This window comes from Prevotella melaninogenica ATCC 25845, from assembly GCF_000144405.1.
Classification (GTDB): Bacteria; Bacteroidota; Bacteroidia; order Bacteroidales; family Bacteroidaceae; genus Prevotella; species Prevotella melaninogenica.
In genome coordinates this window covers 98,461-113,004 of the sequence record NC_014370.1, presented here as the reverse complement: position 1 = coordinate 113,004, position 14,544 = coordinate 98,461, and the positions used below count along the sequence as shown (strand labels likewise).

The window sequence follows — 14,544 nt, the reverse complement described above, 5'->3', positions numbered from 1 at the left end:
CTTTACTACTTTATAACTAACTGATTTACCGATGATTACAAACTCACATTTTACACGTGTTTTTATCCTTGTTTATTGATGTTTTACCCGATTTTATGTAATGATTTTTCAAAACCTTATCTATGGATTTTCAAGGTTTTAAAAAGAAAAGGTTTTCTGTGTCAAAAGAGGATTATAAATTGCTAACACATATCAAACCGCGATTTTTAAGAGGCTAATTATTCTTTTACAACTACATCTTTTTGAAGTGTCCTACTAATTTCCTAACTTTGTCGCCATGATTATTCAAATGCATAAACCGAAGGCAAGAATGGAAGAACTGGACTTTCTCAAGTTCGTCTTCATCACGTTGATGATTGCCTTCCACCTTACCTATATCGGCGACACCTACCCTGTTGCTAAAAAGTTGGTCTATACTTTCCACATGCCGGGCTTCCTGTTAGTGTCGGGTTATCTGTTTAATGTGAATAAGTCGTGGGCTGCTTTGGGAAAAACTATGCTTTGGATTTTCATCCCTTACACAGTGATGGAAATCGGCTATACCCTAATGGCTTCGCTACTCCCTATCCGTGAACACATTGATTATCTAACCGCAGGAGTACTGATTGACCATATCTTCCTTCATCCGATGGGACCTTATTGGTACTTACATACCTTGATGATTTGCGGTATCTTCTATTATATCGCATTCAGAAAACCTAAAGGGCGTTTTTCATCAGTATTGAAACAAGAGAAACCACTGCTGCCTCTCAAAATGCTGAGTTTGGAGAATCAGGTGCTGTTAGGTAGGTTTATCCTTCTTGCCCTATTCATTTGGTTGCTCTCACACGGCTGCGGACTACTCTCAATAGCCAATGCAGCCTACTTCCTTGTAGGTGCTATCATACGTCAAGCAGTGGGCAATTTTCGTCTGGCTTTCCCTGCACGTTGGTGGACAATAGGACTTTTAGTAGTATGGTGTATCGACCCAACCCATTACGATAAGGCTTCTTTTGCAGGTGCATGTTTGGTGTTTTTAGTTATCGGTTCGCTGTTGTGGGTTTATCAGTTAGGGATTCCACAACCTCTGCGCGACCTCTTTCTCTTTATCGGGCGTAACACTTTACCCCTCTTACTCTTCTCTCCTATCTTCACAATTCTTGCCAAATTCTATCAGCCGTTGCTGCTTCGTGTGGAGCCGACGGGAATGTTCTTCCTTGTGGTCAGTATGGTATTTGCCGTTGCAGGCTCGTTTGGCATAACATGGTTGATGGATGTCACGGGCATCTCAAAGCTATTCTTTGGAAAGAAAGGGCTGATATAAGGAGGGGATTAGGTGGTTATTGTTTATTAGGCTTATTAGCCCTATTAGCCTAATTAGCCCAATAAGGCTAATTAGGCTAATAACTTCTCCCTAAATTCTTTCCTGCTTTAGTGGTGTTCCGTCAAGCGTGTAAGCTGTGAAGACACCATGCTCATAGGTCATGAAGGTAGCAACATTTCCACCTTTTGGGAAAGTGATAGAGCCGAGATTGCAAACAAGCGTACCCTCCTGCTGGGTGAGTTCCCAAAGATGTGTATGCCCATAGACAATCGCATCGAAATGACCTTTTGGCATTGTGGATTTGTTATAGATATGTCCATGTGTTAGGAAAATCTTTCGTCCCTCATCAACTAACATCAAATAGTCGGACATCATAGGGAAATCAAGTAGCATTTGATCAACTTCTGCATCACAGTTTCCACGTACTGCTACGATGTTATTTGCACGTTTATTTAGTGCTTCCACTATCCCCTTAGCATCTATTCCCTCTGGGATAGAGTTGCGTGGACCATAATTAAGTATGTCTCCAAGTATGCAAAGCATGTCACAATGCTCACGATCAAAGAATTGTAGCACCTTCTCCAGTGCTGGCAGACATCCGTGGATATCTGATACCAATAGATATTTCATATCACCTTGATTGTTTGTTTCTATGGCAAAGGTAATGTTATTTTCTCATATAACCTTTAATTTAACCCAAATCGATTATTAGAGTCTCAACATATTTTGCTTTATTATCGAACAATAAGACTAAAGAATAAAATACATTTCAATGGAAACAATCTCTTATTAACCTTGTAAAAAGATGACATCCACGTCTAATAGTTTCCTTGTAAGAATAACACTTACAAACCTAAAGAACACCAAATGTTATTTTTTTCAATTATTTCCATGATTTTATTTGATTGTTTGAAACTTTTAGTTATATTTGCGACATAATTATCTATTACATACAACCTTACTTGAAAATAACATAAAGACCTGCCTTATGAATACGAAAAGACTCTTATTTTCTACCTTATTTATGCTGTCGGCAATCGTCAGCTTTGCCCAACAAGTATTCACTGCTTCGGGTGTTGTTGTCGACGAAACAGGTGAAACGATTATCGGTGCAACGGTTCAGGTAGTCGGTGACAGCAAACTGATTACAGCAACAGACATGGATGGTAAGTTTACACTTGCCAATATCAAGCCTGGTGCTAAGTTGGAAGTATCTTATGTCGGTATGAAAACCTTCACTGGTCCTGCCAAACCGACAATGAAGATTACGATGATTAACGACAACTCTGCGTTGGACGAGGTGGTTGTAACTGCCTTCGGTGAACAAAAGCGTTCGGCTTTTACAGGCTCTGCTGCCATTGTTGACTCTAAAAAGATTGAACATAAGCAGGTCAATAACGTAATGAGTAGTTTGAAAGGTGAGGCTGCTGGTGTTCAGATTATAGACAACAGCGGAGAGCCTGGTTCAACCCCTTCTATCCGTGTACGTGGCTTTAGTAGTATTAGCGCAGGACAAAGCCCTCTAATTATAGTAGATGGTGCGCCTTACGATGGCGGTTGGAACAACCTTAACCCTGCCGATGTGGCTTCTGTAACCGTATTGAAAGATGCGTCTTCTACTGCACTCTATGGAGCACGAGGAGCCAATGGCGTTATCATGGTGACAACAAAACATGCACAAGTTGGTAATGCACATATTTCTGTTGATATGAGATGGGGTACGAATAGTCGTATTAAACGCTACTATGAGACTATCGATGATCCTGTTAAATACTATGAGGTTTACTATAATGCATTGTATAATTATCAACTGAAAGGACTCGGATTGACTCCTGCTCAAGCTACTATTGAGGCTAACAAACAACTCGTTGCACCTGGTGCAGCAGGTGGATTGGGATATCCAATATTTACTGTTCCAAACGGAGAACAGCTCATTGGGGAAGATGGTCATATGAATCCACATGCCACATTAGGACGTGTTATTGAGCATAATGGTAAACGTTATACTATCCTACCTGACGATTGGAAGAGACTTGCCTTTCGTAACGGATTACGCAAAGAGTATGATATAAACCTAACTGGAGGTAGCGATAAGATGCAATACTACCTTTCTTTGGGTTACTTAAACAATGAAGGTGTGGCATATCATTCGGACTTTGAACGTATTACCGTTCGTGCCAAAGCGGACTATGAAGCACGCAAATGGTTGAAGGTGGGTACGAACATGAACTTCTCTCGGGCTAAATACCATGTGATACCATCGGATGATAATGGTCTTTTCTATCAGTTGAATAATGTCGCACCTATCTATCCTGCCTTCATTCGTGATGAGCAAGGGAACATCATGACAGATGATAATGGACAGATGTATGACTATGGTAATGGTGCTGTTATTGGACTAAGACGTCCTACGTTACCTAACATCAACCCATTACAAGAGAATGCGTTGAATACGAATAGTTCGAAAGTTAATATGTATTCGCTCTATGGCTATGCGAATATCATGCCTCTTGAGGGATTGAAGATTACCCTTAATGGTACGGTGACCGTCAACAACTCACGTGCAACTGAGACGAAACAGCCTTTCTATGGATACAGTCATACGACTTATCCAACGGGTGTTGTGACCAGAACAAGTGATCAAACCTTCTCTTATAACTTCCAACAACTCGTGAATTACAATCATGACTTTGGTCATCATCACATGGAATTGCTCCTTGGTCATGAGTTCTATCGCTACAACTACGAAAGCTTGTGGGGTACAAAACTTGGTATGGCATCCTACTTTACCAACCAAACGCTTGCTGGAGCAATAAAGATGGATAACACAGGAGAGTCTGGTAATAGCGAATATGAGTCTGAAGGCTTCTTCTTCCGTGGGCAATACGACTACGATCAGAAGTACTTTGGAAGTCTTTCTTTCCGTCGTGACGCTTCCAGTCGCTTTGATCCTAATCATCGTTGGGGTAACTTCTACTCCTTTGGTGGTGCTTGGACTATTACGAAAGAGCCTTTCATGAAGCCTTTCAAATGGTTGAATATGTTGAAACTAAAGGCTTCTTTCGGTCAGCAAGGTAATGATAATATTGGTGATTTCCACTATCTTGATACGTATAGTATCGTAAACACGAACAATAAGGTTGGATTAGTTCTGTCTGAAAAGGGTAACCCTAATATTACTTGGGAGACCAATAACAACTTCAATGCAGGCTTCGATTTTGAATTATTCAATAGCCGTTTGCGTGGTAGTATTGAGTATTTCTATAAGAAAACAACTGATATGCTCTGCTTTGTCTTTGCTCCTTACTCTGCTGGTTACAAAGGAACGTATGACAATATTGGTGATATGACGAACAAAGGTGTGGAGGTTGACCTCGCTGCTACTGTCTTAAAGACTAAAAATATCTCATGGGATGTCAACGTGAATGCAACTACTTACAAGAATGAAATCATCAAACTCGCTGACGTCCTCAAAGCTGATCTCGTTGTAGATGGGCACCCTGGCTATAGTAGTGGCGAACGAATCTATGCCGAGGGACTCCCTATTTACGAGTGGTATATGCCTCGTTATGCTGGTGTTTCTAATGAAGGAAAGGCTATGTGGTACTACACGGATACCGATGGAACACTTAAGACGACAGATGTCTATGGTAATGCGAGTTATTACTCATGTGGAAGTCCACACCCAGACCTCTATGGTGGCTTTGGAACAACGCTGAATGCGTATGGTTTCGACTTCTCTATCTCCTTCGCTTATTCGTTAGGAGGACTTTCATACGACGGTGGTTACGCAGGTTTTATGGGTCCACCGAGTGGTACCTTAGGAGGAACAACTATCCATAAAGACGTTCTCAACTCTTGGTCAGCAAGTAATCCGACCAGTAATATACCTCGTTGGCAATATGACGATCCAAGTGTCAGTGCTCAATGCGACCGTTTCCTCATCAGCGGTAGCTATCTAAGCTTACAGAATATCAACCTTGGCTACACCCTACCTAAGCTATGGGTAAGCAAGATTGGATTGGAGAATGTACGCATATATGTGGCTGCTGACAACGTATACTTTTGGAGTAAGCGTAAGGGATTCGACCCACGTGGTTCCTTCTCAGGAGGTAGTAGTACATCCATCTATAGCCCAACGAGAACCATCTCTGGTGGTATTAAACTAACATTCTAACCATCTTCTTACATTAATAGTACGTCATTATGAAACGCTTAATATCAAATCACATCATAACGTTGGCTATCGTTGCTATTACCTTTGGCTTTACTTCTTGTATCGATAGCATTGAACCGTCGGAAGTATTAACTTCTGACCAAGTAAGAAAGATGCCTTCTTCACAAGAAGGACTTATCAATGGTATCCTTTCTTATATGATAACCTTTGACTCTTGGGGTTCTGGTGACCCTCTCAACGACTGGGGTTATCCTTGTCAGATGCACTATAGGGATGTCTTAGGAAGTGATTTCCCTGTTTATAGTAGTAACTATAGCTATTGGACGACAGTGGAAAGCGGTGTCAACACCCGTTTCAAGGCTTATTACACCTATCGTTTTTACTACGATTTCATTGCTACCTGTAACAATGTAACAAGTGTAGTAGATCCTGCCACAGCCTCACCAACCTCTAAAAACTACTTAGGTATAGCTCTGGCTTATCGTGCAATGGCTTATCTTGACATAGCTCGTCAGTTCGAATTCAAGAAGACTGGCATTGCAAGTTTGGATGATAAGGCGACAAAAAATGGGATATGGGGGCTCACAGTTCCTATCGTTACCGAAAAGACAACGAAAGAAATGCAACGTCACAATCCACGTGCTCCGTTCTATAAGATGTATCGCTTCATCCTTACTGACCTCAACCATGCCGAGGAGTATCTGGCTAATTATACACGTCCCGACAAGAACTTGCCTAACCTTAGTGTAGTCTATGGACTCAAGGCACGCCTTTGGATGGAAATGGCAAGTCGTTTTGATCAGAGTAGTGCAGACCTTAACACAGCCATAGCAGCAGAAGATTCTGCAAGCATTGAGTATGATAAGTTAGGTATCACCACAGCTCGCGAGTGCTATGAGAAGGCACGTACCTATGCTCGTAAGGCTGCCAGTGGTTATAGTCCTGTTACCGAAGCACAGTGGCATAGTACACAAGACGGCTTTAACAAGGAAAACCAAGCATGGATGTGGAAGTTAGGCTATACCACACGTGAGCAAATCAGCTATATCTACTATACCTTCACCAGCACCATGTCATCAGAAACTACTTGGGGACTTGCTGGCGCATACGGTGCTACTCGTATGATTGGTAGTGCGCTCTATGATAAGATGCCAGAAGGTGACTGGCGCCATTATTCATGGATTGATCCGACCGCTGCAGGTACACATGAGGGTTACGAGAAATATGACTCTATCACCATTGGCACTAAGAAGGAGAGACTTTCCCTCTTAGATGAGGAGACTTGGAAGCAGCTACCAGCCTATGCTAACATCAAGTTCCGTCCTGCAAAGGGTAATATCACTGATACTTACGAGGGACAATTCATCAGTCTTCCTTTGATGCGCATGGAAGAAATGGTATTTATCGACATTGAAGCTACAGCCCACCTTGATGGTGTTGCAGCAGGTGTTACGGCACTGAAAGACTTTATGAACACCTATCGTTATACCGACAACTCCTATCAGGCAAATAATGTCACCACTATGGAGGACTTCATAAAAGAACTGATGGTACAGAAACGCATAGAGTTCTGGGGCGAGGGAATCACGTACTTCGACTATAAACGACTTGCGCTTCAGATTCGCAGAAAGGACAATACCAATTATGAACCATCTGCACGAATCAATTCTAAGGAAGGTTATGTATGCCCATGGATGAACTTCTTCATCCTTGAATACGAGACACATAACAATGTGGCTTGTAAACCAAATCCTGATACATCTGGAAGTTTGACGGTCACAAATCAGTAATAACTGAGGTTGAAAAGGAAAATTATTAAATAAAAAGCAGACGCTAAAAGACGAACCAGTTGTTTCGGCTTTGGCGTCTGCTTTCTTTAATTTTGGGAAGATGGAGATAAGAGACATCTTTATGCTGCGCAAGCAGGGACGTACGGAGGAGGCATACGCTGCCATTCTACCGATGTATGCTGTACACAAGGGACATTACACGACCATAGCTATGTTCTGGGTAGGTGTAGACATGATGAAGCTTCGCTATCAACAACGTCAGTTAGAAGAGGCATATAAGATATTCAAGAGTTTGCTAAGACTCTATCCGACGATGGACGACAAGGACCTTAAGGGACAAAGCGCCTTAATGCGTGCCTCACTATTGGTCTTCGACCACCATCCAGGATTCTCTATGCTCGACTTTATCTCACAATGGGGTATCACCCGACTAACAGATGAAGACTGGACAATGGAGCAAGGCAACGGCCATCCTATTCCCTCAATAGGAATGCGTATCGTAGGAAAAGTATTTAAGGAAGTGGAAAGTAAGCCTACTGTTGACATGGCTTTAAAGGCTGCACCGATATTAGCTGAAGCTCTGAAGCATAGTCCTTACAATATGCATAACCAACGTTACAAAGCGATGGTCTATCGGATTATGGGCAAAAAAGATAAGGCAATCAATATTTATACCCATCTTATCAAGAGCCACCGACAGTCCTATCTCTATCACGAGCTATCAGAACTCCTTGATGACGAACGCTACAAGATTGCACTTCTCTGTAAAGCTATCTCCGCACAACGAGAGGAAAAGTTCCGCCAACGTATGCGTTTCACCCTTGCAGGCTTACTCTTTAGAAAGGATAAAAGCCGAGCCCGCTACGAATTAGATAAATGTATTGCCATGCGTAAGCAGTTAGGCTATTCCATTACATGGGAGATGCAGAACCTTGCAGCGAGTTTAGAGGAGATTAACCCCGTATCAGAAGCCGATGAAAAGAGCTTTTATAGAGAACAAGAAGTGGTATTAAAAGAACTTGTTAGGTAGGTTTTCTGCATATCTAACTATTTATCTTTATCTTTGTAGCACATTTTATTGAATAATTAAATCTACCTTATGAAACATTTATTTCTATCAGCTTTAATACTCTTGGGACTCTCATCATGCCAAATTGCAGGCTTAACCTCTGGCTATTCCCATCTATCAGATGCACAAAAGGAGAGAGTTATAACACTTGAAGAAAACATTGACGATATTCATGACTTCTCAAAAGTATATAAAGTCAGCCTTAATCAGGTAAAACAATATATCGAAACGCACGATAAAGTATTGCTATATAATTATACTCCTTTCTGTCATTCTACCTATTGTGTGTCGCCTGCAGCCTTAGTATCTCAGTGCAAAGACAAGGGAATTAACGTCCTTGTCATCTCGAATATATATGATGACATATTCAAACAAAAGCATACTACGTTCCCCATACTGATGATTGATACAAAGCAGTTCCCGACTAAATGGAGGGCAAAATACCTTGATCTTTTCTATTCACCTTTGACTGGACATACAGACAAGGAACTGAACTACGCAATTTTCCATTACTTTGAGAAAGGGAAGTATGTCAAGAGTTACAAGAACTCAAATGATATTTGATGTTCCTATCATGGTAGAATAAAAACACCGTAATCTCTGATTCCGTCTGAAACTTACATAAAAAAGGAAAGAAATATATTGACAAAATATTCAAAGAAAAGGTAGGAAAACAGCTTAAAAACGAGTTATTTCATCCCTTTTGCAAGTCGTTTATTATCAAATAGTTGCAAAGATGCATTTTAAAAGGTGCTTAATAAGGGTTCAAAAGGGCGTTAGTTAGACCTCTAAAGGGCATCTTTTGCAAGCCAAAAGGGCGTTAATTGCAAGCTATTTGCTGGTCTTTTAAAATTCGACTTGTGAAAAATTCGGACAAATATAACATGATTAAGCTCCACAATAAAGGCTCATAAAAAGTAGGATTCTCCACGTCTACTTCTTTTTTTCAGTATGAAAGAATTGTCAAAACATATCTATCAAAGGAAAAGGGAGAATAGAACGCAGTGGTTTTAGACTGTAGAGAACATCTTGTCAGTGGGATATTAGGCAATTACCACAGCCACCATAAAAAGAAAGATGCCATATCCAACGTGTGGATACAGCATCTTCATTATAGTTAGTATGCGAAAAGCAGCTTTTTACTGCTTATCAACACGAACATAAAAAGCTTTTTTACTTTATTCTTGCCTCTGGTGCAAGCATATGCTCTGGTGACAAGATAGCATCAAGTTTCTCCTTAGAGAGCAACTTATGTTCAAGTACAAGGTCATAAACAGAGCCACCTGTTGCAAGGGCTTCCTTAGCAATCTTCGTGCTATTCTTATATCCGATGTATGGATTGAGTGCTGTAACAATACCGATAGAGTGTTTCACCATCTCAAGACAGCGGTCCTTATTCACCGTGATACCGTCAATACACTTCTCACGCAGTGTGTCCATGGCATTTGGTAACCAAGTAAGGTCCTCAATAAGACACTCTGTAATGATTGGCTCCATTACATTCAGCTGCAACTGTCCAGCCTCAGCAGCAATCATAACAGTTGTATCATTACCGATAACCTTGAAACAAGTCTGGTTTGTTACTTCTGGAATAACTGGGTTCACCTTACCAGGCATGATACTTGAACCCGGTGCCATCGGTGGAAGATTGATTTCATTCAGACCGCAACGAGGACCAGAAGCCAACAGACGAAGGTCGTTACAAATCTTAGAAAGTTTAACAGCTAAGCGTTTCAAAGCACTTGAATAGCTTACATAAGCACCTGTATCAGGTGTAGCCTCGACAAGGTCGGCACCTGCAATGAAGTCCATACCAGTCAATTCGCTTAGCTTTTCAGCACAAATCTTTGGGAAGCCAGGAGCAGCGTTCAGACCCGTTCCGATAGCAGTACCACCCATATTGATTTCATGCAAGAGAGCAGCATTACGATTAAGGTTGGCAATCTCTTCTTCCAATGTATTGGCAAAGGCATTAAACTCCTGTCCACTTGTCATAGGGACAGCATCTTGAAGCTGTGTACGACCCATCTTAATAACATGCTTAAACTCCTCACCCTTTCTACGGAAAGCAGCAATGAGTTCACTCAAAGAAGCCACAAGTTTCTTATTCAGTAGGATAAGTGTCAGACGAATGGTAGTTGGATAAACATCATTCGTTGACTGACCGCAGTTAGCATGATCGTTAGGAGAGCAGTACTGGAACTCACCTTTCTTGTGACCCATAATCTCACAAGCACGGTTGGCAATCACCTCATTGGCATTCATGTTGACAGATGTGCCCGCACCTCCTTGTACCATATCGGTCACAAAGTTCTCGTGCATCTTACCATCAATAAGTTCACGGCATGCTTGTGCCATCGCATCAGCCACTTCATCACTGATTTCACCGAGCTGACGGTTGGTTTCTACAGCAGCCAATTTGACGTAAGCAATAGCAACAACATAGTCTGGATAATCACACATACGCTTGCGTGAAATGTGATAGTTGTTGATGGCACGCTGTGTCTGCACACCATAATAAGCCTCTTCTGGAACTTGAAGCTCACCCAAGAGGTCGCTTTCTACACGAAATTTCTTTTCTTCCATGATTCTATTTTGATAAAGTTAGCGTTGATCTCTTTCACTAACGAGAAGAGAATGATTTATTTCTTTTATGTATTAGGATGTTTCAAAACACTGATTCAAGAGATTTCTACGACAACTATTTGGCTTTTCTAACCAACTTATAGTGTGTATACTTACTTCTTTTTCGTGAAGAGTTCCAACCCTTCCTACACCTCTCAGTATCTTTCTTATCCTTTTCTTTTCCTACTTTTAATAAGCTTTGATTCTGTACTTAAAGCCCAACTCGATGCGATTAGTATTATACTTATCCAAGCCAACACCCTCCTTATAAGTAACTTTCTTACCCACATAGGCTAAGAAGATACGCAGGTCTTGCCCCTTAATAGGATAATACTCCACACTACCTACATAGCCATAGCTCTTACGGAAGTCCTTAAAACGGTCAATCTTTGTGACACTTGCCGTCTCATACATACCCTTCAACATCAGATTCCAACGTGGAACAAACTGCCAGTTGAGCTTTGTTATAAATGAATTATAATGTATATCACTCATCCACACATCATTTCCACTACTTGGGAAAAAGCCCCTCAACTCGTCTGACGCTAAGCCTAAGCGGTCGACGCCATCGTTCTGCAACATATAATCGAAATACCATTGCAGTCGTTCTAAGTTCAATTTCTGTCCAAGAATGAGCATACGACTATACTTATGCCGTGTCTCAGACTCTATTCCCCATGACCATCGAGTAAGGATTTTATCGTTTAAGAACCTACCATTCCAAGCCAAACTATAACCAAGTGGAATACGCGACTTCTCTAACCTCCTACTATGTGTACCATCACCTTCGATTGCTATGGAATTATCACCATATACATCAGCAAACTTATCATTATGCGCATTCGTCACACCTACAACAAACTCTTGAGTCGGAATAGGCTTATAAGCAACTATAGCGCCCCCTAAATAGCACTCCATACCCCCCGTCAAGTCAGAGAACTCATAGATATAGACAGGATTTTCATCCACTTCAAAACCTCCAAAAGGCTGAAAGATCTTACCAGCTTCAACCGAAAGCTTATCAGAGAACTTATAACCCATCATCATAACGTCAGTTGATTGCGCAAAGTTATCTTCACTACTTGCTACATTTGACTTATTCAAACGATAGCAGAAACGGTAGTAGAGTTTATCTGTTAGGTTACCCTTGACTTCAAGACGAAGGTGTTTATTCTTAAAGCCTGCACTCCATTCATGTCCTTCATCCGATACAGCCTGTACACTGGCAGCATAGTTGATATAGACATTAAACATATCGTTGCTTTTCTTTAAGTGTGCCACCTCTTCTGCAAGTGACTTAAACTGACTGTCGTCTGCCCCATACCCATGGTTATCTTGCGCCTGTACACCCAAAGAAAGTGCAAATAGGCAGCTACATAGTAGTGTCTTCTTCATCATGATATATGTTTTATTTCGTTCTTTTTTAAGGATAAACTCTAACGATAAAATAAACTGACACAGAATGTAGTCACACTCCTGAAACTTCACGTTACAGGTTAAACCGAAGTAAACCAGCTATAACGGGCGTAATAAACCGCTTCCGTAAGTGTTGTGTTCTGCGCTATGGTTTGTTTCACAAAAGTAGAAAAAATATTGATAGCTTTTACAAATACCCTACATAAATATAAGGCGTTTAACTTTCTTTAGCGTCATAAAGCAAGCTAAAGAAAGGAGTATATGAAATCAAGATGATATAAAGCTGACATATTGATATATAAAAGAATAGGATAAGTCCTATAAACACGACAAAAAGTATAGTTTTCTATCCTATCTCATAACCCAAAGATAGTCATGGAGTAGTTGCCTTTATCGGGACTAAAATCAATATATAAAGACAATTAATGAGGGCAAATGACAAATTATTATGAATTTCCTAACACACTTCAGAAATAATCGCTACTTTTGCAGAAAATAAACTGTACCCAACGAGAAGTTGGATTATGAATCAGTTATGAGTAAACGATTGCTTTTCACACTTGGAACGCTACTATTGCTTTCTACAGCTGCAACAGCGCAAGACCATATCAACCCCGAGGATCGTGTGGTAGATATGGACTCTCCGACGTTTGTGCCTATGGTTCACATCGGTAAGGCAAAGGTTGGCGCTGACAGCATTCAATATGTCAGAACGAGCAAGGTTTACGTCTTTCCACCGCTCGAATTCAAGAATAAATCGCAGGAAACAGCCTACTATCGATTGGTTTATAACATTAAAAAGGTACTTCCAATCGCCAAGGAGTGTAACCAGATTATTCTGGAAACAGGTGCTTATCTTGAGACTATTCCTACTAAGAAAGAGCGTGACGAACACATGAAGAAGGTGGAGAAAGAAATCTGGAACACCTATAAGCCACGTATGAAGAAGCTAACATTCACCCAAGGTAAGTTGCTTATCAAGCTTATCGACCGAGAGTGTAATTCGACTTCCTACGAACTGGTACAGGCTTTCCTCGGTCCTGTGCGAGCAGGTTTCTATCAAGCCTTTGCTTGGGCTTTCGGTAGTAGTTTGAAGAAACGCTACGAGCCAAATGGAGCTGACAGACTTGTAGAGCGCATTGTCTTGCAGGTTGAGGCTGGACAGTTATAATCCAAGCTCCCCTCTATTTTGTTTTAAGAAGGTACAAAATAAAACGCTGAAAAGGCTAAAAACAAAAGGCGTAGAGCTGTTATAAGACAACAACTCTACGCCTTTTTCGAATTATTTTCATGAAAATAAATATTTTTCTTCATGAAAATAAATATTTCTTTTCACGTAAATAATTTCTTTTTTTCATGAAAATAATTCTCAAGACATACCTTTTAAAGAATTGAGAAGAGAGATAAAAGGCGATTATTACAGCCTAAAAACACTACGTTAACAGCCTCTTATAAGTAAAGTACACTCTCATTACCCTCGTTGAAAAGCAAGTCAAGGATACTAAGGTTGGGCAGGAAGCCAAACTTCTGTTGATAAACTTGATAATAACGACGAGAAATGAAGTCGCTGTCAACACCCGGATGCTTCGGACGAATTATCTCTCTAAAATCAACGATTCCATCGGGAATATCCTTCAGATAGGCATCTGTGCGACGCATACAAGGCATAATGTCGATGAGTTCGCACATTTTCAGCGTTATCTCCCAGTTGAAATCATAGAGATACGTCCATTTTCGCTCGAAGAATGGACGTATATCGTCTTCATAATATTCAAAGAACGGACTCTCACCATAAGACGACAGCAATGCGTTCCAGTGCTGGTGACGCCAGTTATCGTGGTCGCTGATACGCACATCCTTCATCGGACACTTCAGACTCTCAAACTTCTCGACAGGAATAGAGAGGGCTTGTGGACCATTTGCAGAAGCGATTACACAACGATTACGATAGGTCTGCTTAACAAAGTTATCGTGTTGCTCTATCAGACAGCCGTCATAGCGATTCAGTTTCTGATACCATTGAATGGGCGCAAAGTAAGCAGAGGAGAGCAAGACCTCCCCAAGCCCCTCCGAAGGAGGGGATGTTAAGTTACTAATGTTGCTATTATTAGAACTGAAGATGTTGTTATTGTCAGAATATGCCATAACAGTTTTACGTATAATA

Annotated in this window: 10 protein-coding genes; 6 read left to right on the top strand and 4 right to left on the bottom strand. The window is 40.9% G+C overall.

The genetic code is table 11. The features are described 5' to 3' along the window. Positions 1-310: 310 nt before the first annotated feature. Positions 311-1,303 carry an acyltransferase family protein gene (locus HMPREF0659_RS00400; RefSeq protein WP_013264635.1) on the top strand — a complete coding sequence of 331 codons (993 nt, stop codon included), beginning with the start codon at positions 311-313 and terminating at the stop codon, positions 1,301-1,303. A 90-nt stretch (positions 1,304-1,393) separates the two neighbouring features. On the opposite strand, the gene yfcE is transcribed toward HMPREF0659_RS00400, so the two are convergent. Beyond that, positions 1,394-1,933, bottom strand: a complete 540-nt coding sequence (gene yfcE / locus HMPREF0659_RS00395; protein ID WP_013263890.1) for a phosphodiesterase — start codon at positions 1,931-1,933, stop codon at positions 1,394-1,396. Positions 1,934-2,291: 358 nt separating this feature from the next. On the opposite strand from yfcE, the gene HMPREF0659_RS00390 reads away from it, so the two are divergent. From HMPREF0659_RS00390 to HMPREF0659_RS00375, 4 genes are all read left to right on the top strand, one after another. After that, positions 2,292-5,480, top strand: coding sequence for a SusC/RagA family TonB-linked outer membrane protein (locus HMPREF0659_RS00390; protein ID WP_013264777.1), 3,189 nt, complete (start codon positions 2,292-2,294; stop codon positions 5,478-5,480). 29 nt (positions 5,481-5,509) lie between these two features. Then, the gene (locus HMPREF0659_RS00385) at positions 5,510-7,270 is read left to right on the top strand and encodes a RagB/SusD family nutrient uptake outer membrane protein (protein ID WP_044045786.1); all 1,761 of its coding nucleotides are present in this window, start codon (positions 5,510-5,512) and stop codon (positions 7,268-7,270) included. Between the two features lie 100 nt (positions 7,271-7,370). After that, positions 7,371-8,300: a DUF7017 domain-containing protein gene (locus tag HMPREF0659_RS00380; protein ID WP_044045946.1), complete on the top strand. Its 930-nt coding sequence runs from the start codon at positions 7,371-7,373 to the stop codon at positions 8,298-8,300. A gap of 69 nt (positions 8,301-8,369) precedes the next feature. Then, entirely contained in the window at positions 8,370-8,903 is a 534-nt protein-coding gene (locus HMPREF0659_RS00375) for a hypothetical protein (protein WP_044045785.1), read from the top strand. A gap of 609 nt (positions 8,904-9,512) precedes the next feature. Here the strand turns inward: HMPREF0659_RS00375 and aspA are convergent. Both aspA and HMPREF0659_RS00365 read right to left on the bottom strand, forming a co-directional pair. Beyond that, the gene (aspA, locus tag HMPREF0659_RS00370) at positions 9,513-10,925 is read right to left on the bottom strand and encodes an aspartate ammonia-lyase (protein WP_013264234.1); all 1,413 of its coding nucleotides are present in this window, start codon (positions 10,923-10,925) and stop codon (positions 9,513-9,515) included. 228 nt (positions 10,926-11,153) lie between these two features. Then, positions 11,154-12,359 carry a porin gene (locus HMPREF0659_RS00365; RefSeq protein WP_044045945.1) on the bottom strand — a complete coding sequence of 402 codons (1,206 nt, stop codon included), beginning with the start codon at positions 12,357-12,359 and terminating at the stop codon, positions 11,154-11,156. Positions 12,360-12,915: 556 nt separating this feature from the next. Here HMPREF0659_RS00365 and HMPREF0659_RS00360 point away from each other — a divergent pair. Further along, positions 12,916-13,551, top strand: a complete 636-nt coding sequence (locus HMPREF0659_RS00360; protein ID WP_013264107.1) for a DUF4294 domain-containing protein — start codon at positions 12,916-12,918, stop codon at positions 13,549-13,551. Between the two features lie 278 nt (positions 13,552-13,829). Here HMPREF0659_RS00360 and HMPREF0659_RS00355 read toward each other — a convergent pair whose 3' ends face one another. Beyond that, entirely contained in the window at positions 13,830-14,525 is a 696-nt protein-coding gene (locus HMPREF0659_RS00355) for a WbqC family protein (protein ID WP_013264733.1), read from the bottom strand. Between the last annotated feature and the right edge of the window lie 19 nt (positions 14,526-14,544).

Excerpts from the sequence above, each read along its gene's own strand:
- HMPREF0659_RS00355 (WP_013264733.1), bottom strand. The coding sequence starts at position 14,525 with ATGGCATATTCTGACAATAACAACATCTTCAGTTCTAATAATAGCAAC.
- HMPREF0659_RS00390 (WP_013264777.1), top strand. The coding sequence starts at position 2,292 with ATGAATACGAAAAGACTCTTATTTTCTACCTTATTTATGCTGTCGGCA.
- HMPREF0659_RS00375 (WP_044045785.1), top strand. The coding sequence starts at position 8,370 with ATGAAACATTTATTTCTATCAGCTTTAATACTCTTGGGACTCTCATCA.
- HMPREF0659_RS00400 (WP_013264635.1), top strand. The coding sequence starts at position 311 with ATGGAAGAACTGGACTTTCTCAAGTTCGTCTTCATCACGTTGATGATT.
- HMPREF0659_RS00360 (WP_013264107.1), top strand. The coding sequence starts at position 12,916 with ATGAGTAAACGATTGCTTTTCACACTTGGAACGCTACTATTGCTTTCT.
- HMPREF0659_RS00365 (WP_044045945.1), bottom strand. The coding sequence starts at position 12,359 with ATGAAGAAGACACTACTATGTAGCTGCCTATTTGCACTTTCTTTGGGT.
- yfcE (WP_013263890.1), bottom strand. The coding sequence starts at position 1,933 with ATGAAATATCTATTGGTATCAGATATCCACGGATGTCTGCCAGCACTG.
- HMPREF0659_RS00385 (WP_044045786.1), top strand. The coding sequence starts at position 5,510 with ATGAAACGCTTAATATCAAATCACATCATAACGTTGGCTATCGTTGCT.
- HMPREF0659_RS00380 (WP_044045946.1), top strand. The coding sequence starts at position 7,371 with ATGGAGATAAGAGACATCTTTATGCTGCGCAAGCAGGGACGTACGGAG.
- aspA (WP_013264234.1), bottom strand. The coding sequence starts at position 10,925 with ATGGAAGAAAAGAAATTTCGTGTAGAAAGCGACCTCTTGGGTGAGCTT.